At 31.2% G+C, this 23,320-nt stretch carries 24 protein-coding genes and 1 other annotated feature; of the genes, 16 read left to right on the top strand and 8 right to left on the bottom strand.

What is annotated here, in order from left to right; translation table 11 throughout:
- The first annotated feature begins 25 nt into the window (after nt 1-25).
- From msrB to BIV18_RS05630, 6 genes are all read left to right on the top strand, one after another.
- Nucleotides 26-967, top strand: coding sequence for a peptide-methionine (R)-S-oxide reductase MsrB (msrB, locus tag BIV18_RS05650; protein ID WP_075659684.1), 942 nt, complete (start codon nt 26-28; stop codon nt 965-967).
- 133 nt (nt 968-1,100) lie between these two features.
- Nucleotides 1,101-2,069, top strand: coding sequence for a glutaminase A (gene glsA / locus BIV18_RS05645; protein ID WP_235860798.1), 969 nt, complete (start codon nt 1,101-1,103; stop codon nt 2,067-2,069).
- A gap of 386 nt (nt 2,070-2,455) precedes the next feature.
- Nucleotides 2,456-2,650 (top strand): helix-turn-helix domain-containing protein, encoded by a 195-nt coding sequence (locus tag BIV18_RS10965; protein WP_235860797.1) that lies wholly within the window; start codon nt 2,456-2,458, stop codon nt 2,648-2,650.
- 157 nt (nt 2,651-2,807) lie between these two features.
- Nucleotides 2,808-2,975: a hypothetical protein gene (locus BIV18_RS10960; protein ID WP_235860796.1), complete on the top strand. Its 168-nt coding sequence runs from the start codon at nt 2,808-2,810 to the stop codon at nt 2,973-2,975.
- Nucleotides 2,976-3,213: 238 nt separating this feature from the next.
- On the top strand, nt 3,214-4,536 hold the full coding sequence (gene mgtE, locus BIV18_RS05635) for a magnesium transporter (RefSeq protein ID WP_075659681.1): 1,323 nt from the start codon (nt 3,214-3,216) through the stop codon (nt 4,534-4,536).
- Between the two features lie 204 nt (nt 4,537-4,740).
- Nucleotides 4,741-4,971, top strand: coding sequence for a hypothetical protein (locus BIV18_RS05630; RefSeq protein ID WP_075659680.1), 231 nt, complete (start codon nt 4,741-4,743; stop codon nt 4,969-4,971).
- A gap of 101 nt (nt 4,972-5,072) precedes the next feature.
- On the opposite strand, the gene BIV18_RS05625 is transcribed toward BIV18_RS05630, so the two are convergent.
- The 8 genes from BIV18_RS05625 to BIV18_RS05590 all read right to left on the bottom strand — a co-directional run bounded on the left by BIV18_RS05625 (nt 5,073) and on the right by BIV18_RS05590 (nt 12,437).
- Entirely contained in the window at nt 5,073-5,513 is a 441-nt protein-coding gene (locus tag BIV18_RS05625; protein ID WP_075659679.1) for a DUF4825 domain-containing protein, read from the bottom strand.
- Nucleotides 5,514-5,670: 157 nt separating this feature from the next.
- Nucleotides 5,671-6,417: a 5'/3'-nucleotidase SurE gene (gene surE / locus BIV18_RS05620; RefSeq protein ID WP_075659678.1), complete on the bottom strand. Its 747-nt coding sequence runs from the start codon at nt 6,415-6,417 to the stop codon at nt 5,671-5,673.
- A gap of 12 nt (nt 6,418-6,429) precedes the next feature.
- Nucleotides 6,430-7,215: an MBL fold metallo-hydrolase gene (locus BIV18_RS05615; protein WP_075659677.1), complete on the bottom strand. Its 786-nt coding sequence runs from the start codon at nt 7,213-7,215 to the stop codon at nt 6,430-6,432.
- A gap of 47 nt (nt 7,216-7,262) precedes the next feature.
- Nucleotides 7,263-8,111: a two-component system regulatory protein YycI gene (locus BIV18_RS05610; protein WP_075659676.1), complete on the bottom strand. Its 849-nt coding sequence runs from the start codon at nt 8,109-8,111 to the stop codon at nt 7,263-7,265.
- 4 nt (nt 8,112-8,115) lie between these two features.
- The gene (locus tag BIV18_RS05605) at nt 8,116-9,453 is read right to left on the bottom strand and encodes a hypothetical protein (RefSeq protein ID WP_083635536.1); all 1,338 of its coding nucleotides are present in this window, start codon (nt 9,451-9,453) and stop codon (nt 8,116-8,118) included.
- Nucleotides 9,437-11,236, bottom strand: coding sequence for a HAMP domain-containing sensor histidine kinase (locus BIV18_RS05600; RefSeq protein ID WP_083635535.1), 1,800 nt, complete (start codon nt 11,234-11,236; stop codon nt 9,437-9,439). The genes BIV18_RS05605 and BIV18_RS05600 overlap by 17 nt, the downstream gene beginning before the upstream one ends.
- Nucleotides 11,236-11,940 carry a response regulator transcription factor gene (locus BIV18_RS05595; protein ID WP_075659674.1) on the bottom strand — a complete coding sequence of 235 codons (705 nt, stop codon included), beginning with the start codon at nt 11,938-11,940 and terminating at the stop codon, nt 11,236-11,238. The genes BIV18_RS05600 and BIV18_RS05595 overlap by 1 nt, the downstream gene beginning before the upstream one ends.
- Before the next feature lie 11 nt (nt 11,941-11,951).
- The gene (locus BIV18_RS05590; protein ID WP_075659673.1) at nt 11,952-12,437 is read right to left on the bottom strand and encodes an Lrp/AsnC family transcriptional regulator; all 486 of its coding nucleotides are present in this window, start codon (nt 12,435-12,437) and stop codon (nt 11,952-11,954) included.
- Nucleotides 12,438-12,622: 185 nt separating this feature from the next.
- Here BIV18_RS05590 and BIV18_RS05585 point away from each other — a divergent pair, with 185 nt between their 5' ends.
- The 10 genes from BIV18_RS05585 to BIV18_RS05540 all read left to right on the top strand — a co-directional run bounded on the left by BIV18_RS05585 (nt 12,623) and on the right by BIV18_RS05540 (nt 23,265).
- Entirely contained in the window at nt 12,623-13,195 is a 573-nt protein-coding gene (locus tag BIV18_RS05585) for a GNAT family N-acetyltransferase (RefSeq protein WP_075659672.1), read from the top strand.
- A gap of 3 nt (nt 13,196-13,198) precedes the next feature.
- The gene (locus BIV18_RS05580; protein ID WP_075659671.1) at nt 13,199-14,209 is read left to right on the top strand and encodes a DnaD domain protein; all 1,011 of its coding nucleotides are present in this window, start codon (nt 13,199-13,201) and stop codon (nt 14,207-14,209) included.
- Complete coding sequence (locus tag BIV18_RS05575; protein ID WP_075659670.1) at nt 14,184-15,140, top strand: ATP-binding protein; 957 nt, start codon at nt 14,184-14,186, stop codon at nt 15,138-15,140. The genes BIV18_RS05580 and BIV18_RS05575 overlap by 26 nt, the downstream gene beginning before the upstream one ends.
- A gap of 11 nt (nt 15,141-15,151) precedes the next feature.
- A complete protein-coding gene (locus BIV18_RS05570) occupies nt 15,152-16,348 on the top strand; it encodes a pyridoxal phosphate-dependent aminotransferase (protein WP_075660383.1) in 1,197 nt (398 codons plus the stop codon).
- The gene (locus BIV18_RS05565; protein ID WP_075659669.1) at nt 16,341-16,622 is read left to right on the top strand and encodes a hypothetical protein; all 282 of its coding nucleotides are present in this window, start codon (nt 16,341-16,343) and stop codon (nt 16,620-16,622) included. Before BIV18_RS05570 ends, BIV18_RS05565 begins: the two co-directional genes overlap by 8 nt.
- A gap of 94 nt (nt 16,623-16,716) precedes the next feature.
- Nucleotides 16,717-18,318, top strand: coding sequence for a potassium/proton antiporter (locus BIV18_RS05560; protein WP_075659668.1), 1,602 nt, complete (start codon nt 16,717-16,719; stop codon nt 18,316-18,318).
- Nucleotides 18,319-18,327: 9 nt separating this feature from the next.
- The gene (locus BIV18_RS05555; RefSeq protein WP_075659667.1) at nt 18,328-18,732 is read left to right on the top strand and encodes a hypothetical protein; all 405 of its coding nucleotides are present in this window, start codon (nt 18,328-18,330) and stop codon (nt 18,730-18,732) included.
- Between the two features lie 46 nt (nt 18,733-18,778).
- Nucleotides 18,779-18,996: a binding site (T-box leader), on the top strand.
- Between the two features lie 63 nt (nt 18,997-19,059).
- Nucleotides 19,060-20,094 carry a uroporphyrinogen decarboxylase/cobalamine-independent methonine synthase family protein gene (locus BIV18_RS05550; RefSeq protein WP_075659666.1) on the top strand — a complete coding sequence of 345 codons (1,035 nt, stop codon included), beginning with the start codon at nt 19,060-19,062 and terminating at the stop codon, nt 20,092-20,094.
- Between the two features lie 393 nt (nt 20,095-20,487).
- Nucleotides 20,488-21,924 (top strand): APC family permease, encoded by a 1,437-nt coding sequence (locus BIV18_RS05545; RefSeq protein ID WP_075659665.1) that lies wholly within the window; start codon nt 20,488-20,490, stop codon nt 21,922-21,924.
- A gap of 18 nt (nt 21,925-21,942) precedes the next feature.
- On the top strand, nt 21,943-23,265 hold the full coding sequence (locus BIV18_RS05540) for a M18 family aminopeptidase (protein WP_075659664.1): 1,323 nt from the start codon (nt 21,943-21,945) through the stop codon (nt 23,263-23,265).
- The last annotated feature ends 55 nt before the right edge of the window (nt 23,266-23,320 follow it).

The following is a 23,320-nucleotide window of genomic DNA, read 5'->3' as shown; positions in this document are numbered from 1 at the left end:
TGGGTATAGTATTACTGGTGATTGTATGAAAAATATTAAAGTTATATATTTAGCTGGCGGATGTTTTTGGGGAACAGAAGCCTATTTTAAAAAATTAAAGGGAATTGTTAAGACTTTAGTAGGATATGCAAATGGCGATAGCGATGAAACTAATTATGAAATTGTATCAAGGACAGATCATGCAGAAACTGTAAAAATTTATTATGATTTTTCCAAAATTTCTTTAACTGAGATCCTTCTACATTATTTTAGAATTATAAATCCAAAATCTATAAATAGACAAGGTAATGACATTGGAAGACAATATCGTACGGGAATTTATTGGGAAGAAAGGGATATTAATTCTGAAAAAATTGTGAAAGACTTTATAGAATATGAGGAAGAAAAAATAGGAAAAGTTGCTGTTGAAGTTTCTCCTATTAAAAATTTTGTTAAAGCAGAGGAATATCATCAAGATTATTTAGATAAAAATCCTAATGGATATTGTCATATAAATTTAAATTCAGCTGAAGACCCAATAATTGACGATGACAGAAAATTTATCGAGAAAAACAAAAGAGAGGTTTTAGATGATATCTCCTACGATGTAATGGAAAGGGCAGGCACTGAAAGACCTTTTACTAGTGAACTTAATAAAGAATATAGAAGGGGAATTTATGTCGACAAACTTTCAAAGAAACCTCTTTTTTCATCAAGGGACAAATTTGACGCAGGTTGTGGCTGGCCGTCTTTTTCTCGTCCCATTGTTTCAAATTATTTAGAAGAGAGAAAAGATACTTCCCTTGGAATGCTTCGCACTGAAGTTAAATCAAAATCTTCTGATTCACATCTTGGCCATGTATTTGAAGACGGTCCAGTAGATAGGGGTGGACTTAGATATTGCATAAATGGTGCGGCACTTGAATTTATCCCCTATGAAGAAATGGATGATAGAGGATATTGTGAATATAAAATTTTTGTTAAATAAAATTTTGCAATGATTTTAGGACCTAAAGTGTATTAGGTCCTTTTAGTAGCTTTTATAAATGTAATAGTTTGTAATTTTATGGTTATAGTTTTAGAAATAGATTGAAAAAGATTTTGTGATATGATAACCTATTATGACTGGGAAAACAATCCCAAATAAAAACAAAGGTGTGATAACAATGATTTTTACAGAAGAAGTTTTAGAGGAAGCTCTTAATATAGGCAGAAAATACCTACATGAAGGGGCTGTTGCAAATTACATTCCTGAACTCGCAAAAGTTGATCCAAATAAGATTGCAATTTCAAAAATTGAAGATGGAGATCTTTATAGTGTAGGCGATTCAAAAGTCAAATATTCAATCCAATCTATTGTAAAAGTAATTTTATACGCCCTTGCAATGAAAAACTATAGAGTATCAGAACTTAAAAGATATGTTGGCGTAAGACCATCTGCAAAACCTTTTAATTCTGTTATAGAGCTAGAGCTTTCAGAAAAAAGGATTCCCGTTAACCCCTTTATAAATGCTGGTGCAATTATTATAGTAGCTATACTATATAATGTGTATAGAGAAAAAACCTTTGATGTAATACTTGAAAAAGCAGGAGAATTTCTAGGAGAAGAAGTTGATTATAGCAGAAAAATTGCACAATCAGAAAAGGAATCTTCCTTTACAAATAGGACGCTAATTTATTTAATGTTAGCTAAGGAAATTTTGCCAAGCGATACAAAAGTCGAAGAAGTATTAGATACATATTTTAAAGCATGTTCAATTCTTGTAAGTACGGAAAACTTAGCACATATGTCTTATGTAATTTCTAACAATGGAGTAGATCTTAAAGGTAGAGAAATTATTACCAAAAAGGAATCAGAAGTTTTAAGAGCACTTATGGCAACTTGCGGAACTTATGATTATTCAGGAGATTTTGCAATAAGAGTTGGACTACCTGCTAAATCTGGGGTGGGCGGAGGTATAGTTACCGCATCAAGAAATAAAACTGGACTTGCAGTATATGCACCAAGGCTAGACAAACATGGCAACTCTTACAGTGGCGTTAGAATGTTAGAATACTTATCAGAAAAACTAGATTTGTCTATTTATTAAAATTATTAATAAAATTATAGTATTAGACCTAAGCAATTAGGTCTTTTTTGATTAAAAACAACGTGGTATTAAACAAACTAGGATTTATAATTTCTTTGCATAAAAATTAAATTATTTTCTTTCTATCTCCATTTCTCATGAGTAAAAATTTGTTTAACTACTTCAAGTTAGCACTAATTTTTTGAGTTATATTAATTTTACAAACTTTATAGAAGAGAAATTGAAAAAATGCTTATACAATCAAAAGTTGCGGCATATTTTCTTGTGATGATTTTACAATTTTGTTTTTTGTTAAAAAACATAATTTTTTTAGGAAATTTACAGATTGAAAACTTATAATCTAGATGTAAATTTAGAAGCTAGAAAGTGAAAGTAAATGATTTTTTATGTATGGACGAAAAATTAAAGACAAAAGAAGAGAATTAAATTTATCACAAGAAGATTTAGCTAATAAGCTTTTTGTAACTAGACAAGCAATTTTAAAATGGAAAAAGACAGGCATCGCCGACTATGGAAAATTTATGGAGTTAATATGTCATATTTTATTGAGGAAGGAGAAAAAGAATCAAAAAATAAATTAAGCAATAAGAAAATAATAAAAAAAGAAGGTGCTAGTTTATTTTTTTATATAGTCTTATATTTTCTGGGAATAATATTTTTTGCAGCCTATTATTTGTTTATGAAAGAATTTTTAAAACCTGATCTAAAGATTTGCCTCAAATAAATTTGACAATTTATATGACAATTGGAACAATCGCCTTTCCTCAAGCCTATAAGTTTGTGGAAAAGAAAATAGAAAACATTGAGTACAATTTATTTTCAAAGGTGGTGCTGTCTTTAGTTTATATTTTTGCTCTCATAATTGTTTTATACTTCATTCTAAAGAATAAAGAATCTAGTTTATAATATATTTTTTGTAAAAATTTCTCTAAAAATGGACTTAAAATGCCCTTTATGTTAAAATGATATCTATATGGAGGTGTTTACATGGATACCAGTCGACCCTGGAAAAATGTATTAGTCTATGCGATAAAGGAGAAATCTATAAGGCTTATAAATTCATAAGTCTATTTAATCATGCCTCTTTACCGCTTAGACAGCGGCTTTTTTTATGCAAAAAAGTCATAAAAATTAAGGAGGCTTTATGAAAAAATACAATAGAGAAGAATTATTAAAGACACAAGAGACCATTAATAGAATGGATCCAGTTGATATCGCAGAACAACTAGAGGAACTTCCAAAGGAAGATGTTGCCATTTGGATAAAACTTTTGAACAAAGACCTCTTGGCAGATGCTTTTTCCCTTTTGCCTGGAGATAAAAAAGTTGAAATAATAGGTTCACTTTCCCAAGATAAAATATTATCTCTTATGAAAGATTTGGAAGAAGATGAACTTGTAGACACTTTGCAAGAGCTGCCAGCCAATATGGTTAGAAAGCTCATGAACCACTTTATAGAAGAAGAGAGAAGACCAGTTATAAATGAACTTTTGGGCTATCCTCAAGAATCTGTTGGTTCAATTATGTCTGTTGGATTTATTTTTGTAAAAAAGACAGCAACGCCAACTCAGACACTAGAAAAAATCATTCATTCAGACTTAGACGCAGACAGATTGGAACAAGTTTGGGTTACAAACGAGTCCCTTGTGCTAATTGGTTATGTAAACTTGGCAGACCTACTTCGCAACAAAAATAAAAATATCGAAGAATTTATGCACCCAATAAACTCCAGCGTCTATGCAACAGATGATCAAGAAGTTGTGGCAAAACTTGCACATAAATACGATCTATCAGAAATTCCAGTGACGGACTCTGAAGGAAGGCTTGTAGGTATTGTACCAGTTGAATGGGCAATTGACGTAATGCACGATGAATATGAAGAGGACTTGGGAAATATCCACGGTATTAGCGAATCATCACCAGAACATTATTGGGACAAATCTGTATTTAGGCTTGCAAAGGATAGAACTATGTGGCTTATAATTTGTCTTGTAACAGCAACTTTTACAAGTTTTATAATAAAAAGGTATGAAACACTTTTAGCATCAAGCGTAGCACTCGCAGCCTATATTCCAATGCTAATGGACTCTGGCGGAAACGCAGGAACACAATCCTCCACGACAATAATTCGTGGAATTTACACAGGCGAAGTTGAATTTAAAGAATTTTTACAGGTAATGTTTAAAGAATTTCGCATTGGAATTATTGTTGGATTAATTCTAGTAGTAGTAAATATAATTAGAATGTCAATTTTAGACACTGTGGACATTGGCGTAACTCTAACAGTATCAGCTACACTACTTACTACCATAGTTTTGTCAAAGATGATTGGCGGAATACTTCCATTAATTGCAGAGAAACTAAAAATCGACCCAACTATTATGGCGGGACCGCTTATCACAACAATAGTAGATACTTTAGTATTATTTGTATATTTTGAAATAGCAACAGTTTTAATAAGCATTTAAATTAATAGATGAAAAAGTTAGAGGAAGACTTAAAAGTTTTCCTCTTTTTAAATGGAAAATAAAAATTAACACTTGACACAAAGGAGGTAACAGTATATTTTCAAAGTGAAAATATTAAGCATGAAAAAGTATGAAAAATTGTCAATTTTGTTCAGAGATTTAAAAATATTACCAGTGTTAGAATTCCATAAGTGAGGTGAAATTTTGAAAAAAGGTTTAATTATTCTTCTTGTATGTCTATCATTTTTTGCAGGTTTTTTTACAAATAAGACTATTGCAAAAGAAGACCAAGGATTGACAAAAACTCAAATGGAAAAATTGCTCAATAGAAAGATTTCCGAAGATGAGTGGAAAGAAATGACTCGTGATGGAGATTTAAAAATGATTGGTGGAGCAGATGGGCCTACACAAATTTTTACAAATTCAGATAAATAAAAATTAGAAGACAAAAAATTATGTAAAAAACTATGCCAAATATTTTGGGGCATAGCTTTGGTAAATCTTAAAGAAGGGGAAACTAATTGTAGTCTCCCCTTTTAATTATTTATAAAATTTTCTAAGTTTTCCTTGTTTTCTGATATTTTTTCTAAACTTGTATTTTCTTTTTCTAGCTTTTCTTCTACTTCTTTTCGATTATATATAAAGATTTCTTTTTCATTTTCATCTACATAATATAAATTATCTAAGTTTTTTATTAGGGAAAGAGTTGTGACTGCATTTTTAAACAAATCTTTTTTCTCTAAATTTTTATAATTTTTACAGAAGACTTTTAAACCATAGGGTTCTTTTTCTGATAGAATTTTTATTTCACTAGTTTGAAAATTTTCTGGGTATTTTTGCTTATTAATTATTTGGGAAACTTTTGAGTTGTCGCCGACAAAATCGGTTTTAAAATCGTATAATGTCTTTTCCTTTTTTTGACAAGCTGAAAAAATAAGAATAAAAGTGATTAAAAGTACTAGGTAAAATTTTTTCATTTCAATCCACCTCCTTGTTAAAGTATAATAAAAAAATAAAAAGTCGCAAGGACTTTTTAAGTTCAAAGTTTACATTATAGTTCTTAAAAATATTCCAAAAATTAAAATTATTAAAAATAATAGGGTAAATTTGTAGTTCACGCTTTTCTCCTCAAATTTATTTTAAAATTTCCTTTAATTCATTTATTAGAGTTAAGTTTGTAACATCGTATAAAAGTGGACTCACTGTCGCATACTTTTGTCCAAGAAAATATACATCTGAATCATTGGCACTATTTTCCTTTGGAAAGCCCTTTAGCTTCATGTTGTAACTTTCGCCGTCTTCTGATATGTCGTATATACTCATGACATCGGCACCAACTTTGCATACCTCTATCCCCTTTAATTCTTCGTAATCTAGATAGGGAACATTAATATTTAAAACTTGCAACTTTTTAAAATCTTCAAGTTTATTAAAAACATCCATGGCAACTTTTGCTGCTGTTTCAAATTTTGAATGACCTTTAACCCATTGAGCTGATACTGCAATTGATGGTATGTTAAATAGATTTGCTTCGATGGCTGCAGAAACTGTGCCAGAGTAGAGTACATTTGTGGCGGTGTTAAATCCAGAGTTAATCCCTGAGAAACAGTAGTCAAATTTTTCGTCTAAGAGATGTACTGCTGCTCTTACACAATCAGCTGGCGTGCCATATACGCAAAGGCTTCTTACATTTTCAAGTCCTTCTAATTTTGTATCTTGTACAATTAAGGGGCTTTTAAAGGTTATTGCGTGAGATTTTCCCGAGTTTTCGACATTTGGTGCTGCAATTGTAATTTCGTGGCCTTCTTTAATAAGTGCCTTTGCTAGGATCTCTATGCCCTCGGCGTTAATTCCGTCATCATTAGTAACTAGTATATTCAAATTTTCCTCCCTTTAAAGTTCAAACACTTTCGATGGCAAAAATCTTGGGGCAACATCTATTGTGTAGTCTATATTATCTTCTTTATGTTCCGCTGAGAGCAAATCTTTGACAGTCTTTAGTGCTACTTCTGGTAAATTGTTGTCCGACGAAAGATGTCCCAACAAAATTTTTTCCTTTTTCTTCTTTAACAGCATTGATAGGACTTCTGCTGCATTTTCATTGGAAAGATGTCCCTTTGTAGATAAAATTCTTTGCTTTGTGGGATAAGGATAACTTCCATTTATTAGCATGTCGACATCGTGATTTGATTCGAGATAAAAAAGTTCTGAATCGTCCATTTTTTCCATTGCATCTGCGTTTACCCATCCTGTGTCTGTGAGAAGTGAAATTTTTTTGTCGCCAGTTACTACAAAGCCACAACCACTTGCACAGTCGTGAAAAGTAGAAATGGGCATAATTTCTAAATCTTTAAAGGTAAAGCTCTTCCCATTTTCAAAGATAAAAGTGTTTTTTGGGTCAAGCTTTTTCACAACAGGAAGCATACCTTCAAGGGTCATCATATTAGAAAAAACTTTTATATTATGTCTTCTCGACAAAACTCCCACAGATTTTATATGGTCAATATGCTCGTGAGTTACTAAAATTGCATCGATCTCATTTGCCTTTACTCCAATTTTTTCCAAGTTGTCCTCGATTTTTTTGCCTGAAAGTCCAGCGTCTATAATGATTTTTGTATCTTTATATTCGATATATTGGCAGTTGCCACTAGAGCCACTTGCCAATGAGCAAAATTTCATAAAAAACCTCCAAGCCTATTCTAACACAGTGCCAATTTTTTGTTAAGCTAGTAATTGGATAGGACTGTGTATTCTCCGTCAGTAAATTTTACCTTCCAAGCTGGAATTGCACGACCATTTACTGCACGAGTTATGTCTTCGATATAACCCTGGTCTTCGGGATTAAAATAAAAACAGGGCATAATTTTTTCAATGGTCTTGTTATAGTAATCTGTTTTGTCTAATAGTGTCAAGAGTGCACGTGGCGCAGGTACTAGATATATTTTTTGGTCGGACTTCTCCATGACATTTAGCCAAAGTCTATCCATTGACATTACGCCTCTTGAGTCAATGACAAAATTTGTGTAAGAACTTTCTACTGGTGTGCTATCGAAAATTTTTGTGTAGTTTAAAATGTATTTATCGCCATCAATTTTGTAATAACTTAGATAAATATCCCTTGTGTCGTATTTCTTATCTAATAAAAACTTTTGGGCAATGTTTTGTGCTTCTTCTAAACTGTCAATTTTATATTTATTTTCCTTAATTCTATTTTCGTAAAAGGCTCGCCTTCCATTAACAAGGTTTATATATTCGCTGCCGCAAGAAATCTCTGCAAGGTCAGTGCTAGGTCTTTCAATTTGACCCTTTCCCTTAAAGTATCTGTCGTTTATATCTTCTTCTGTTGAAGTTTCAAAGGAAACTAAAACAGAGGGAAGTTTTTTAATTTTTCTTGGAATTTTTGTGTCTAATTTAATATTTTTTTCAGATAAGAGTTCTGTTACTTTATTTACAAAATCCCTTGTCGTAGATTCATTTCTGAGTCTGAAGTTAGTGTAATTTGTGTAGAAAAATAAAATTGCATTGGCAACTAATAATGCTATTATTAAAATTTTTTTAATTTTTTTCCAATCCATAATACTACCTTACCATCATTAAGTTTCCAGTTTCTGTGTCAAAATAATAAATATTACCCATGTAGAGAATTTCGTAGGCAAGCGTTGGTTCAGCTGCCTTGACATCGCTAAAGATTAAATAGACTAAATTTAAATTTTCTATTGAATTTAAAATATCCATGGTTGAATTATTTTTAAATAAATCTTTATTTTTATTTATAATTTTGTGAATTTTTTTAAGATAAATTTTTTCTTTTTTGTAAATTGGGTTGTCGTCTTTCCTAATGTAATATTCCCTATAATTTTTTACAAATTCAGAATACACATCAATTTCGATAAAACTATGTTCCTTTGAAGGAAGTACAAGGGGAATTTGTCCATCTTTTAGGTTAAAATAAAATCTGTAGCCAAGATTTTCGTTGTAATTGCAGGGTTCAATTTTTTCAAGATAAATTCCACTGCTAATTCCAGTTTTTTGTGCAATAAATTCCACTGCTCTATTGAGGGATTTATTTAGATCTCTCGCTTTTACATCAAAAAGTGATTCTAGAGAATATTCTATCATACCATCGTAGGAAAGTGATAGGTACTCATTTTCATAGATATAAGTATTTTTACCATCTACGGTGATTTCTCTAATGTAATCGATAGGAACGTTTAAAAATCTTTCGGCAAGAGTAGACTTTTTATCTTCTTCAAGATTATAAAGTCCAGATATATAAGAAACTTTTTGAAGAGAAATATAGTCTTCGTCAGGAATGTAAATATCCTTTTTAATCCCATAGGCTTCATAAAAATTTATGGAGCGAATCCCCTTCTCCTTTACTTCATCTATTATATCGTCAATGGGAAAATCAACTTTAATGTCCATTAGTTTATAAAAATTTTTGATCCCAGATATGTAGATTTCTCCAAGATCAGATATATATATGGAGTCTACACTAAGATTTATATCGTTGCTATTTCTATTGTCGCCAATTAAATTTACAAAAACTGATCCTGATAATGGCGAACTAAATTTAAATACAATGGATTTTTTCTTTTGTAGATTCAAATATTCTTCAGTGTCAATTAATTTTAAATTATCAGAAGTTGCTTTTTGTAGTTTTTCAGAAATATCTTGGGCAGTTTTTTTCCAATATTCAGAAAGATCTGTAGTCATATAATGCTCTCTATCGCCTAAATTTGCGACAATTCTTTGAGGAGTTAAAATTTCCTTTAAAAATTCATTTACATCTTCAACTGTTTTTGTATTTTTGTCTTTTGTGTCAAAGGAGAGCCAAAGATTTTTTGATTGGAAAACTAATAGGAGTATTAAAAATATTATTGACAAAGTAGATAAATATCTACGAAATTTTTTCATCTTTATCACCTGTTTTAAAGAGTAGAGTAATTGTTGTGCCTTCTCCTAAAACTGAATCTACCTTTAAATTTCCACCAAGGGATTTTATCATTTCGTTGGCAATAGAAAGGCCAAGTCCTGTGCCGCCCATTTCTCTACTTCTACCCTTTTCCACGCGGTAAAATCTCTCGGTAATTCGTGGAAGATCTTCTCTTGGTATACCAATACCATTGTCGGAAACTTTTATTTCAACAAAATCTCCAACATTTTTTGCAAATATTGAAATTTTTCCAAAGTCTGGGGTGTACTTGCAGGCGTTGGAAATAATATTTGTAAGAATTTGGTCAGCACCATTTCTGTCAGCGTAAATGTCCTTTATATCCATTGCAATGTCAAATTCGATTTTGTGATTTTTTTGCATGATAAGTAATGATTGAGATTCAATAGCCTCGTCAATAAATTCATAGGTATCAAATTTTACAAAATTAAAATTGTCCTTGTTGTAATCTATATTTGATAGAGACAAGAGATCTGTAACAATCCTAGACATCCTCGAATTTTCTCTGTCGATTACTTTTAAAAACTTCCTTTCAGAATCAGTGTCTAGGTCGCTATCTAAAAGAGTTTCTGTGTAAGATTTAATTGTAGTAATGGGAGTTTTTAGTTCATGACTTACATTTGCCACAAATTCCTTGCGCATAATATCGAGCAAGTGTTCCTTATTTACATCTTGAAGCACAATTATTAGTCCAGAATTTATAAAGGCATCGGATTTATAAGGGGCATACTTAATTTTGTAGAAAGTGTCGGAAATTTTTGTAAGCTCTTCTCCCTTTAAAGTATCTTCGTTTTTGTAGTCGATATTGTAAAGATTTATACTTTTTAAATTTATTTCACGGTTGAAGTCCTTCTCAGAAATATTTAAAATTTTCTTGGCAATGGAGTTTGCGTGGATTAATTTATTATTTCTGTCAATGGCAATTACACCTTCAGCCATGTAATTAAAAATTGTGTTTAGCTTTGACTTTTCAAGGTCCATTTTTTCTATAGTCTCGCGAAGTTCCTTTGTTAAAAAGTTAAACATCAGACCTAATTCACCAATTTCATCGTCGCTTTTTACTTCAACGCTTTGGTTAAAATTACCCTTTGCCATGGCACTTGCCTTTTTTGTAAGGGCACGAATTGGGTTTGTAATGGAATTTGCTATAAAATATCCCAAAATTGATGTAGTAACAAGAGAAATAATAGTTGCATAAGTAATTATTACTTTTGAGTCCTCTATTACAGAATAAATAGAATTTAAATTTCTCGTCATATAAATAATTGCAAGAATTTTTCCATCGCCAGATAAAATTGGTCTTGCAATATGTTTTTCAATGCTGCCTTCGTTTTTATATTCAACTATTTTTTCACGAGTTTTGCCTCTTAATGCATCCATTACAAGTTTTGGCTCAATGAGTTTAAGGGTATAGGCATCCCTAAAATTTTCTGATGAAATATTTTTTGTGCTTGCAAGTATCCTTGGAGCTTTTTCTGGGGAAATGATGTAAGCGGATTCCTCACTGGAAATACCCCAGTCTTTTAGAGTCGCATCAAGCTGGGGTAGTGTTTCATAATTATTATCTTTAAAAAAAGCTGAAGTTGTTGTTGCAAGTGTGTCCATGGTTTTTACCATGGAAGTAGTTGCAGTTTCTATCTGCACATTTTCAAGTCTATCTATTATAAATGTAGAGGCGATGAACATGGAGATTAAAACAAGTACTACGTAAATTAAAATAAATCTCGATTTAATAGAATGGCTCATTAGGATTCTCCACTATCTGATGAAAATAAATATCCAACTCCTCTTTTAGTTTTGATGTATTTAAAATCTTTGTTTTCATCCTCAATTTTTTCACGGAGTCTTCTTACAGTTACATCAACTGTTCTTATATCGCCATAATATTCATATTCCCAAACTTCTTCAAGGAGTTCTTCTCTTGAAAAAACTATACCAGGGTGTGAAGCTAAATATTTTAAAAGTTCAAACTCACGGAGAGTGAGTTCGATGTTTTCGCCCTTTCTCTTAACTTGATATTTATTTAAGTCGATTTCAAGATCCATAACCTTTAAGACTTTTGTATCTTCTTCCTTTTTTTCCTGTGAATCAAAGCGTCTTAGGACTGCCTTTACTCTTGCAAGGAGCTCTCTCATAGAAAAGGGTTTGACCACATAATCATCTGCACCAAGCTCAAGTCCAAGGACTTTATCAACTTCGTCTTCTCTAGCTGTTAGCATAATAACAGGTACATCAGAAAATTTTCTTATTTCTCTAAGGGCTTCAAAACCATTTAACTTTGGCATCATAATGTCTAGTAGAATTAAACCATAATTGTTTTCGCCTGCAAGTTCAATTGCACTTTTGCCGTTGTCGGCAGTGTCAATTACATATCCCTCTTTTTCAAAATTAAATTTTATAATTTCAGAAATTGCAGATTCGTCGTCTACTACGAGTATCTTCTCTTCCATAAAACCATCCTTTATTTTTTATCAATTTTTGTGAAAATTTCGTCATTTCCCTTTTCTGAATATAGAATTAACAGAGTTTTTGTGTCGATTACTCCTTCTATTTTTAAAATAATATCATAAAACCTTGTAAGGTCTGAAGTGTTTACAGTTTTTATTCTCAACATAATGCAGTGTTCACCTGTAACTCTAAAACATTCAAAAATTTTAAATTTTTCATCCTTTATTTCCATGATTTTAGAAATTAGATTTTCAAAATTATTTGTATTAACTTTTACAAGGACATAAGTATCTATATTGTAGCCGATTTTTTGCCAATCAACTAAGACTTTATAGCCCTTGATAAACCCAGCATCTTCCATTTTGTATATTCTTCTATGGATAGCAGGTCTTGTAAGATTTAACTGCTTTGAAATATCTTCATGACTCATTCTTCCATTTTTTCTCAAAAGCTCTAAAATTTCGATATCTATTTCATCTAAATTTTCATTTTTCCGCATAAAGACTCTCCTCGTTACGAATTGTATAATTTTTTACTATCCTACTTTATTTTAACATAAATTAAAAAAAATTATATATATTTAAACTTTGTAGAATTATATAAACTCCAAAAATATTATTTAATAAATGATAAATCTTTATAGAGATTATAAAATAGTATATAATAATTTATACGGAGGAGTTTATGGAAAATTTTTCAGCTCTTAGTTTTAGAAAAATGGAAGTAGAGGATGTTTTTACTTTTAGAAACTGGGGTAAACATAATTCAATTTTATTTTTAGAATACAATTTTATTGAAGAGGGAGAAGAAAATATTATAGATTGGTACAATTGGAAGACCAAGCGACCCTTTTCAGAGTATTATGTAATTCTTTTAGAAGAGAAAATAATTGGCTACCTATCCTTAAAAAACATCAATATTTTTTTAAAAAGAGGAGAACTTGGAATAGTGCTTGATCCAAATTATATAAATAAGGGCATTGGCAAAAAAATCCTAAAAATTTTTTTAGATTATCTAAAAAATAGAAATTTTAAAAAGATAATTTTACTTGTAGCAGATTACAATAAAAGAGCAAGAAAAGTTTACAAAAGCCTTGGGTTTACAAAAAAGTATAAGTTTCTTATGCGCTTTACCAATGGAGAATATGACGAAAATAATTTGGATTTTAAAAATAATAGTGAATCTTTTAAAATTATTTTTAATAAAACTTTTTATTACTCCGTAAAAATGGAACTAGACCTTGAAAGGGATTGGTGATATATGTTTTTACTTGAAAAAAATAAATACGACCTTGGAGAGACTTCCATAGAAAATATTTTTATAAATGATTTTATGCCTGGAGCCAATGGTGAATTTGTTAAAGTCTATATACTAGGCTACAAATTTGCAAAGGAAAATAGAGAAGACTTGACTAATGAAAAGCTCGCCGACTACCTTGGCATACTGGAATCTGATGTCAATAGAGCGTGGCAATATTGGCAAAAGATGGGCATAGTTGAAATAGAAAATGAAAAGATAAAGTTTGTGAATTTAAAAGAACTCTACATCAACAATGTTTACAACTTGAAAGAAGAGAAAAAGAAGGAAAAGGGTTATTCAGAAATCGTAGAGAATCCAACTTATGCGAATTTACTCACTAGAGTAGAATTTTTGATGAGAGAGCCCATTGCTCCAATGAAAAAAATTGATATTATTAATTGGATTACATCTTACAATATGCCAGCTGATTTAATCGAAGAGGCATTTTTTTATACAACGGAAATTAAGGGAATTTACAATATTTCCTATGCTGAGCAAGTCGTAAGAAATTGGTCTCGCGATAATATTAGGACCATGGAGGATGTTGAAAAATCTTATATTGAACACGATGTAAAATATTATAGATATAAAAAGGTCATGCGATATATTGGAGTGGACAAAAAATTCTCACAAGTTGATTTTAATATTATTAATTCATGGTTTGATGAATTTAATTTTTCCAAGGACTTGATCCTAGCTGCTTGCAATAGGACTTCAAAAATTTCTAAGCCCAATGTAAATTATGTCGATGCTATTTTGAGGAAATGGAAGGAACTTAATATTAATTCAGTTGAAGAAATTGAAGAAAAGGACCAGAAGAAAAAGAAAAGAAAACCAACGGCTTTCCATAATTTTAAGCAAATCACAGATAAATATTCAGAAGATGAATTAGTTGATGTTGCAATGCGAAAACAGCGTGAAGGTTTTAAAAAATTAGGTGTTGATTATGGAACTCACGGCAAAGATAAGTAATTATTACGAAAACTTGAGAAAGAAAAACATTGAGACTCATGAAAAAAGAGTGGAAGAAATTTACAAAAAAATCCCAGAAGTAAGGGAAATCGATGGGCTTATTAGAGATATTGCTCTAAGGGCTTCCATTGAACAGATAAAAAATCCAAATCAAGATAAATCCATAGAGCAGTCGGAAAAAATTTATACATTAAAACTTAAAAAGATGGAATTTTTAGAAAAAGAAGGTTATCCTAGAGATTATCTTGAAGAGATATATACCTGCAAAGATTGTCTAGATACAGGGATCAATGAAGATAACGAGAAATGCCACTGTTTAAAGAAACTAATTGTATCTGAACTATACGACATGAGCTCAATTTCCTATATGCTTGACAAAGAAAATTTCGATAAATTTGATTTAAATGTTTTTTCTGAAAAAGTTTATGAAGAATTCAATATGTCGCCAAGGGAAAATATGAAAAACATCCTTGCAATTTCAAAAAGCTTTATAAATAATTTCGATGAAAAAAATGATGTGAATTTACTTTTATGGGGACCAACAGGACAGGGCAAGACCTTTTTACTTAATTGCATAGCCTCTGAACTCATAAAAAAAGACATAATAGTTATTTATCAGACTGCCTATGAAATTCTAAAGACAATTGAAGATAGAAAGTTTAAGAATATAGATGACGATAAGTACAATTTGTACTTTGAGTCCGATCTTTTAATCGTAGATGACCTTGGGATTGAACTTGTAAACTCTTTTACAACTTCAGAGATTTTTAACATTATTAACACAAGACTTTTGCGAGGGAAAAAAACTTTAATTTCTACAAATTTATCGCCTAAAGAACTTTCGGAAACCTATACTGATAGAGTTTTTTCACGAGTTTTTCAAAAATTTGTGCCAATTAGGTTTTTTGGACCAGACCTTAGATGGCAATGAAGGGAGAAAAGATGAAATTATCAAAGAGAATTGAAGGTGTAGAGTATTCTGCAATAAGGAAGCTTACACCCTATGTTGATAGGGCTAAAAAAGATGGAAAAAAACTTTATGAACTTAATATTGGCGCACCAGATATTGACGTGCCAGATATTTATTATGACACTTTTCAAAAAATTAAAAAGGGTCCGCTCCCTTACGCATATGCACAGGGAATTAGCGAATTAAGAGAGGCAACTGCAAATTATTATAAAAAAAGAAATATAAATTTTGATGCAGATGATATTTACATCACAAATGGAGCAAGTGAAGCTATTTTATTTACATTTCAAGTTATTGCCGATGAAGGAGATGCAGTTCTCACAACGGATCCCTTCTATACAAATTACATGACAGTATTCGAGCAACTTGGAGTTGAATTAAATGTTTTTAAAACTGATCCAGATAAGGGTTTTGCCCTTCCTGAGGAGAAAGAAATTGAAAAGCATATTACAGACAAGACAGTTGCAATTTTACTTTCAAACCCAACTAATCCAACAGGAGCACTTTATTCTGAAGGAGAAATTATTAGAATAGTCAATCTCGCAAAAAAATACGACTTATTCATTATAGCAGATGAAGTGTATAGAGAATTTGTCTACGATGGCAACAATTATAAATCCTTTGGAGAGGTGGGAGGAATCGAAGAAAACTTAATTTTAATCGATTCAATTTCAAAGAGATTTGGTGCTTGTGGTGCAAGAATTGGCTCAGTTGCATCAAAAAACAAAGCCTTTAATGATGGAATAAATAAACTTTGCAATTGTAGACTTGCTGCACCAACTATTGAACAAATGGCTGCTGCAAAACTATATGAAATAGACAAAAGTTATTTTGAAGAGGTAAACAAAGAATATCAAAAAAGACGCGATGTAATTTATGAAGAATTAATTAGCATTCCAGGCGTGAAAGTAAAAAAACCAAAGGGAGCTTTTTATGTAATGCCAAAACTTCCTGTCGACGATACAGAAAAATTTGCAATATGGATGATTGAAAACTTTGATATTGACGGAGAAACTCTTGTATTTGCACCAGCAAAGGGATTTTTTAAAAACAAAGAAGAAGGAAAGCAAATGATAAGACTTGCTTTTATATTAAATACAGATGCTCTTAAAAAAAGCATGAAAATTTTAAAAGAAGGAATTAAGGCTTATGTGAGTGAAAATGAATAGAGATAAGATTTTAAAAATTTTAGAAAAAGTTTTAATTTTTATAGCAACACTTATAATGATTTCAGTTTTAGCAAATCAATATATAAAGACAAGTGCAGGTGCAATAAATGAGACTCTAAGAAGGGTACAAATTATTCTAGCAATTGTCATAGTATTACTAACTCTTTTAATGGCAGCGATAAATAAAAATAGAGCATTGTTTTTTATTTTAATTGGATTTTACGCTTTGACGGGAATTTTGTTCTATGTATTTAAATCTGCAAATAAAATTTAAATTTGATTATTTTGCAACTTTAATTAATTAAATATGTTATAATTAAAATATATGGAACTGTCATAGGCAGTTCCTTTTAAAAAATAGGAGAATTATGAATCTATTACTTATAACATTAGTATTATTATTGGCGATTATCGCCACAAAAATTTCAAACAGATCAGGCCTTCCCGCACTGCTTTTGTTCTTGGCACTGGGAGTTTTATTTTCAGCACTAGGGTATGATTTTAATAATTATAAAGTTGCAGAAAACATTGCCTCAATTTCACTTATGATAATAATTTTTTACGGTGGATTTGGAACGAACTGGACAATGGGTCGTCCTACTGCCAAAGAGTCCATAAGCCTTGCTACTTTAGGTGTTTTTGCAACTGCAATATTAACTGGACTTTTTTGCCATTACATTTTAAAAATTAATTTTTTGGAATCAATGCTACTTGGCTCAGTTGTTGCTTCAACAGATTATGCTTCTGTATCCAATATTTTAGTTTCAAAAAACTTAAACTTAAAATATTCCACAGCATCACTTCTTGAAATCGAAAGCGGTTCTAATGACCCTACGGCATATACAATGACAATGGTGTTTTTGTCAATTTTATCTGGTTATAGTGTTTCAGTTCCAGTAATTATTTTGCAACAAGTTGTCCTTGGAGTTCTCGGTGGATTTTTACTTGGATTTATTTTTATAAAAATTATAAAGATATTATCCCTTGACGAAGAAGGACTCTTCTCAGTTTTTATAGCAACGATGATGTTGGGAACTTATTCTCTAACATCACTTGTTGGTGGCAACGGATATTTAGCATTATATATCCTTGGAATTTACATTGGAAATCACGAGTTTAGAAAAAAAAGAGATGTAGTATTTTTCTATGACGGGCTTTCAACAATTTTTCAGATTGCAATGTTTTTCTTATTGGGACTTTTGTCTGACATACACTTGATAATAAAGGCAATTCCAATTGGATTTATGATTACAATATTTATGTTAATTATAGCAAGACCACTTTCGGTTTTTGGATTAATGGCACCCTTTAAGATGAAAAAAAATCAGTTGACATTAATTTCCATTGCAGGACTTAGAGGAGCAGCAGCCATTGCCTTCGCTATAATGGTTGTAAACTCTGGAGTAAACATCTCCATTGATATTTTCCACATAGTTTTTGTAATTTGTATATTTTCACTGTTAATACAGGGAACAGCACTGCCCTTTGCCACAAAAAAGTTGGACATGTATGACCCCGATGACTCAGTTTTAAGGACCTTTAACTATTATTCAGACAAGACAGATCTTGAATTTATAAAAACTTATGTTGCAAAAAATTCTCCGTGGGTAAATAAAAAAATATCTGAGATAGAATTAGCCTTTAATATAATAATTGCAAAAATCGAAAGAGATAAAAAGAGCATCGTACCAAGGGGCAACACCTACCTTAGAGACGGAGATATAGTTGTACTAGGTGGCGAAGCTTACTTCGATTCAACAGGTCAAGATCTATTAGAAATAAAAATTTCCGATACTCACAAATGGGCAGGCAAAAAAGTAAAAGACCTTTACATTGATAAACATGAACTTATAATTATGGTGCAAACTCCAAGTGGAGACATAATTGTGCCAAGGGGCGATACTGTTTTAAATCCTGGGGATAGAGCAGTTATTTCAAAAGAAACAAATGAAATAGAAGACCCAGAATAGGAGTAAAATATGCTAGATTCTAAAGAAGTAAGGGAAGCAAAGGATGCCCTTTTAGATTTAAGAAATGAAATTGATGAAGTTATAAAAAACACAGAGAGTGCACGCAACTGGAGCATAGCTGACATTTTTGCAGGCTCTAGCATAGTGGGCTTTGTAAAAAGATCGAAAATAAAGGATATAAACGAAGGTTTAGAAGTTATTCGAGAAAAATTAGCAATTGCCAAAAAAGAACTTGGCGATTTGAAGTTAAATTTAGACGAGGAAATAAGCAACACAAATTACGATTTTTTTGTAGATGTAATTTTTGACAATATATTCACAGACCTTCGAGTGGATAGAGACATAAAAGATGTAAGAGAAAATTTATACAATCTTCGCAAAAGAGTTGAAGAAATTTTAAAAAAATTAAATTAAATCTTGACAGAAAAAATTAAAGATGTTAACATAATTAAAAATAAAATTAAACCATTTGAAGAGAAGAGTAATCTTACTTGGAATTTTACAGAGAACCCCGTTTGGTGAAAGGGGCAAAGGAAAAGAAAGATGAACATGGCCTCTGATGGGATTAGTCGATATTAGACTTTTACGGGAGCTCCCGTTACAGAGATAGAGTATGTTGGTACTTGAGAGTGGCATTTATGCAAAATAGGTGGTAACGCGGAAAATTTCGTCCTTATTGTTTTTAAAACAGTAAGGACTTTTTTTATACATTCTCAAGATGAATTGAAAAGGAGAAAGAAAATGACAAAAATTTTAGCACCAAGTAAGTATGATGTAGTAGGATCTTTTTTAAGACCTGTGGAACTTAAAATTGCGAGAGAAAAATTTAAAAAGGGAGAAATAGACTCCAAAGAACTTAAAGAAGTTGAAGACAGAGAAATTGAAAAATTAGTTAAAAAAGAAAAAGAAGCAGGATTAAAAATCATATCTGATGGAGAATTTAGAAGAAGCTGGTGGCACTACGACTTTTTTTGGGGACTAGAAGGAATTGAAAAATATATTTTAAAAGAAGATGAACTAATTCACTTCCATGGTGAAACACTAAGACCTGAAGGAGTAAAAATTGTAGGGAAAATTGGCGGAAAAAATCACCCCTTTTTAGAGCACTATAAATTCATAAAAAAGTTTGAAGATGAAAATACTGTAGCAAAACAAACAATTCCATCACCAGCACAACTTTTAAGAACTGTCTATAAGCAAATAGGCAGCGGAGAAGTTTATAAAGATGAAAATAAATTTATAGAAGATGTAGCAAGAGCTTATGGAGAATTTTTTCACGAAATTTATGAATCTGACGGCAAGAATATTGAAGACTTAAAGAAAATTTATCTAGAAATAAATAATAGAGCAATAGAAAAGGCACCAGATGGATTAAATATCACAACACATATTTGCAAGGGAAATTACAAATCATCTTATCACTTTAAAGGAGCCTATGATGCAGTAGCTGATTATGTATTTGCAAAAGAAAAGGTATCGGCTTTCTACCTTGAATACGATGACGAAAGAAGTGGCGATTTCAAAGCACTTTCTAAAATTCCAGAGGGCAAGAAGGTAGTCCTTGGCATAATAACAAGCAAAAGGCCAGAACTTGAAAATAAGGAAAAACTAAAGGAAAGAATAAAAGAAGCCTCACAATATATCTCTCTAGAAAATATATGCATCTCACCACAATGTGGATTTTCATCAACAGAAGAAGGAAATACATTGACAGAAGAAGATCAATGGAAAAAAATTGCATTACTAAAAGAGGTCGCAGAAGAAGTTTTAGAATAAATAAAAATAATATTCATATTAAATTTTAAACTTAATAAATACAAAATCCTCGAGTTCTCGGGGATTTTATTTTTGCTTATATATGAACATGTATAGAAGTAAAGTTATAGTTATTTTAAATTATTTATCTATTTAAAAATAAAATTGTATTTTTTAAATTAAAAATGTTAAAAACCAATTTTAAAACAAAAGGATTAACTCAACACTATAAATCAAAAGAATTATGTATTTAATGGGAGCCTAAACTTTATATGAGAATTGATTTAAACAGATATAAAAAATTTATTTAAATGTAAAAATGTTTTTAATATTCTTCAAATAGACTAGACTACATATTTCTTTTTTGATATTATTAATTTGATAGCATAATTATAATATGAGAGGAGATAAAAAATGCAAGATTCACAAAAGAAAATAAAGTGGTATATGCTGTCATTTATGGCATTCTCTACTTTATGGGGCTTTGGAAATGTTGTAAATGGATTCGTGTTCTTTAACGGAATTCAAGTAATATTTTCATGGATTCTAATGTTCGCACTTTACTTTATACCCAATGCTTTAATGGTAGGAGAACTTGGTTCGGCCTTCAAGGACGAGGGTGGCGGAGTTACTTCATGGATTAGAGCAACTTCAAGCGATAAATTAGCTTATTACGCTGGATGGACTTATTGGGCATGTCATATCACATACATTGCTTCTAAGGGTTCTGGTGGACTAAAGGCAATGAGTTGGATGTTTTTCCAAAATGCAGAAGTTTATGACTCATTACCTACTGTGTATGTTCAACTTGCAACTTTAGCGGTGTTTTTAATATTTTGTTGGGTAGCTAGTAGGGGACTTAATCCACTTAAAAACTTGGCAACTATTGCTGGTTCTAGTATGTTTGTAATGGGAATTCTTTACATATTGATGATGTTCGCTGCACCAAAAATAAATCCTAATGGTGGTTACCAAGCTATGGACTGGTCACTTGACAATTTAATTCCAACATTTGATATGAAGTATTTTACAAGTTTATCAATACTTGTATTTGCCGTTGGTGGAATTGAAAAAATGAGTCCTTATGTAAATCATATGGATGGAAATTCTTCAACTGAGTTTCCTAAATCAATGATTTTTGCAGCGGTAATGGTAGTTATTTCGGCTATATTTGGTACTATTGCAATGGGCATGATGTTTGACCCTGCTATAATTAATTCGGACCCAGCAACTTTTGACTCTTATGCAGCAAATGGTGCTTATTGGGCTTTCCAAAAATTAGGAGAATATTATGGTGTTGGCAATGCAATTATGATTATTTACGCGTTGTGTAACATGATCGGTCAATTCTCTACGCTTGTTGTAAGTATTGATGCACCATTAAGAATGTTACTTGACGACGACAGGACAAATAAATATATACCGAGAAAGCTTCTCAAGAAAAATAAATATGGAGCTTATATCAATGGAATTAAACTTATTATAGTTCTTGCAGGTTCTATTATTCTTGCACAAATTCTTGTGCCTGGTGCGGCAACTGTATTAAGACAACTTACAAAACTTAATTCAATTACAATGCCACTTTGTTACCTATGGGTATTTTTAGCATATATTTACTTGAGAAAGAATAGAAAAGATGTAAAAAGAGATTTCTTCTTTACTCGAAATCAGGGAATTGCACTATTTTTTGGATTCTGGTGCTTTATAGTAACATTAGCTTGTTGTATACTAGGTATGATTTCAGATGATCCAATGCAAATGGCACTTAATGTAATTACACCTCTTGTACTTGTTGCACTTGGAGTAATTTTACCAAAGCTTAGAGCAAAGGAAGATAGAAAACTTAACTAAATTCTTAAAGGAGGAAGCATGAATTATTTAGAAACTTCAAAGGAATTGTTAGAATTTATTAGAAAAAGTGCAAGTATGTTCCACACAATTGACACTGTAAAATCTTATCTTGACGCAGAAAACTTTATTGAAATAAGAGAAGGTGAAAGTTGGAATATTGAAAAGGGCAAAAATTATTACACAACTAGAAATGATTCTAGTGTAATTGCATTTAAAGTAGGTAAGGATCTTTCGGACTATCACTATCAACTAGTAGCTTCCCACTCTGATTCTCCAACATTTAAAGTTAAGAGTATTCCAGAACTTGAAGGACCTGGAGATTATATAAAGTTAAATGTTGAAGTATATGGAGGACCAATTGACTCCGTTTGGTTTGACAAACCTCTTACAATAGCAGGAAGAGTGCTAGTTGAAGAAAAAGATGAGATTGTATCTAAACTTTTATATATAGACAAAGATATTTTAATTATTCCAAATGTAGCAATCCATATGAATAGAGATGTAAATAAGGGCTATAATTATAATAGACAAGTGGATTTGCTTCCATTATTTACTACAGGAGCAATGAAAAAAGGTGATTATGATAAAATGATCGCTGATGAACTTGGAATAAAGGTTGATCAAATTATTTCTAAAGATTTATTCTTAGTAAATAGACAGGAAGGAAAAATTTGGGGATACAAGGATGAATTCATATCTTCACCTAAACTTGACGACTTAGAATGTGCTTTTACTTCACTTAAAGCCTTTATTCAAGGGTCAAATGATAAGGCAGTAAATGTCTACTGTTGCTTTGACAACGAAGAAGTTGGTTCAAATACAAAACAAGGTGCAATGAGTACATTACTTCACGACACATTAAAAAGACTTAATGCATCTCTTGGCTTTGAGGAAGAAGAATACCACAAGGCTGTGGCAAAATCCTTCTTAATAAGTGCAGACAATGCCCACGCAGTTCATCCAAATCATAAAGAATTAACTGATGATGAAAATAAAACTTTCATGAACAAGGGAATTGTTATAAAAGAAGCGGCAAATCAAAAATATACATCAGATGCTTTTTCACAAGCAGTATTTAAAAAGATTTGTGCTTTAGCAGATGTACCAGTTCAACACTTTGCAAATAGAAGTAATATGCAAGGAGGTTCAACTCTTGGAAACCTATCTAACACACAAGTTTCACTTCACGCAGTTGACATTGGACTTCCACAACTTGCAATGCACTCAAATTATGAAACAGCTGGCGTAAAGGATCCAGTTTATATGATTAAAGCACTTACAAAATATTATGACTTAAATATTAAAATTAATGGAGCATCAAAAATTTCTATTGAAGAATAATTTTTGCTTACTAATTAAAAAATTATTTTAGTAAAAATTAAATAGTACTTTTAAA

Origin of the sequence: Peptoniphilus grossensis, from assembly GCF_001940285.1 — a bacterium.
Lineage (GTDB): Bacteria > Bacillota > Clostridia > Tissierellales > Peptoniphilaceae > Peptoniphilus_A > Peptoniphilus_A faecalis.
Note: the sequence above shows the minus strand (reverse complement) of the source record. Positions and strands in the feature narration are given on the sequence as shown.

What these genes read in the sequence shown, in the direction of transcription:
- msrB (WP_075659684.1), top strand. Translation starts at nt 26, where the DNA reads ATGAAAAATATTAAAGTTATATATTTAGCTGGCGGATGTTTTTGGGGA.
- glsA (WP_235860798.1), top strand. Translation starts at nt 1,101, where the DNA reads ATGACTGGGAAAACAATCCCAAATAAAAACAAAGGTGTGATAACAATG.
- BIV18_RS10965 (WP_235860797.1), top strand. Translation starts at nt 2,456, where the DNA reads ATGTATGGACGAAAAATTAAAGACAAAAGAAGAGAATTAAATTTATCA.
- BIV18_RS10960 (WP_235860796.1), top strand. Translation starts at nt 2,808, where the DNA reads ATGACAATTGGAACAATCGCCTTTCCTCAAGCCTATAAGTTTGTGGAA.
- mgtE (WP_075659681.1), top strand. Translation starts at nt 3,214, where the DNA reads ATGAAAAAATACAATAGAGAAGAATTATTAAAGACACAAGAGACCATT.
- BIV18_RS05625 (WP_075659679.1), bottom strand. Translation starts at nt 5,513, where the DNA reads ATGAAAAAATTTTACCTAGTACTTTTAATCACTTTTATTCTTATTTTT.
- BIV18_RS05615 (WP_075659677.1), bottom strand. Translation starts at nt 7,215, where the DNA reads ATGAAATTTTGCTCATTGGCAAGTGGCTCTAGTGGCAACTGCCAATAT.
- BIV18_RS05610 (WP_075659676.1), bottom strand. Translation starts at nt 8,111, where the DNA reads ATGGATTGGAAAAAAATTAAAAAAATTTTAATAATAGCATTATTAGTT.
- BIV18_RS05605 (WP_083635536.1), bottom strand. Translation starts at nt 9,453, where the DNA reads ATGAAAAAATTTCGTAGATATTTATCTACTTTGTCAATAATATTTTTA.
- BIV18_RS05600 (WP_083635535.1), bottom strand. Translation starts at nt 11,236, where the DNA reads ATGAGCCATTCTATTAAATCGAGATTTATTTTAATTTACGTAGTACTT.
- BIV18_RS05595 (WP_075659674.1), bottom strand. Translation starts at nt 11,940, where the DNA reads ATGGAAGAGAAGATACTCGTAGTAGACGACGAATCTGCAATTTCTGAA.
- BIV18_RS05590 (WP_075659673.1), bottom strand. Translation starts at nt 12,437, where the DNA reads ATGCGGAAAAATGAAAATTTAGATGAAATAGATATCGAAATTTTAGAG.
- BIV18_RS05585 (WP_075659672.1), top strand. Translation starts at nt 12,623, where the DNA reads ATGGAAAATTTTTCAGCTCTTAGTTTTAGAAAAATGGAAGTAGAGGAT.
- BIV18_RS05580 (WP_075659671.1), top strand. Translation starts at nt 13,199, where the DNA reads ATGTTTTTACTTGAAAAAAATAAATACGACCTTGGAGAGACTTCCATA.
- BIV18_RS05575 (WP_075659670.1), top strand. Translation starts at nt 14,184, where the DNA reads ATGGAACTCACGGCAAAGATAAGTAATTATTACGAAAACTTGAGAAAG.
- BIV18_RS05570 (WP_075660383.1), top strand. Translation starts at nt 15,152, where the DNA reads ATGAAATTATCAAAGAGAATTGAAGGTGTAGAGTATTCTGCAATAAGG.
- BIV18_RS05565 (WP_075659669.1), top strand. Translation starts at nt 16,341, where the DNA reads ATGAATAGAGATAAGATTTTAAAAATTTTAGAAAAAGTTTTAATTTTT.
- BIV18_RS05560 (WP_075659668.1), top strand. Translation starts at nt 16,717, where the DNA reads ATGAATCTATTACTTATAACATTAGTATTATTATTGGCGATTATCGCC.
- BIV18_RS05555 (WP_075659667.1), top strand. Translation starts at nt 18,328, where the DNA reads ATGCTAGATTCTAAAGAAGTAAGGGAAGCAAAGGATGCCCTTTTAGAT.
- BIV18_RS05550 (WP_075659666.1), top strand. Translation starts at nt 19,060, where the DNA reads ATGACAAAAATTTTAGCACCAAGTAAGTATGATGTAGTAGGATCTTTT.
- BIV18_RS05545 (WP_075659665.1), top strand. Translation starts at nt 20,488, where the DNA reads ATGCAAGATTCACAAAAGAAAATAAAGTGGTATATGCTGTCATTTATG.
- BIV18_RS05540 (WP_075659664.1), top strand. Translation starts at nt 21,943, where the DNA reads ATGAATTATTTAGAAACTTCAAAGGAATTGTTAGAATTTATTAGAAAA.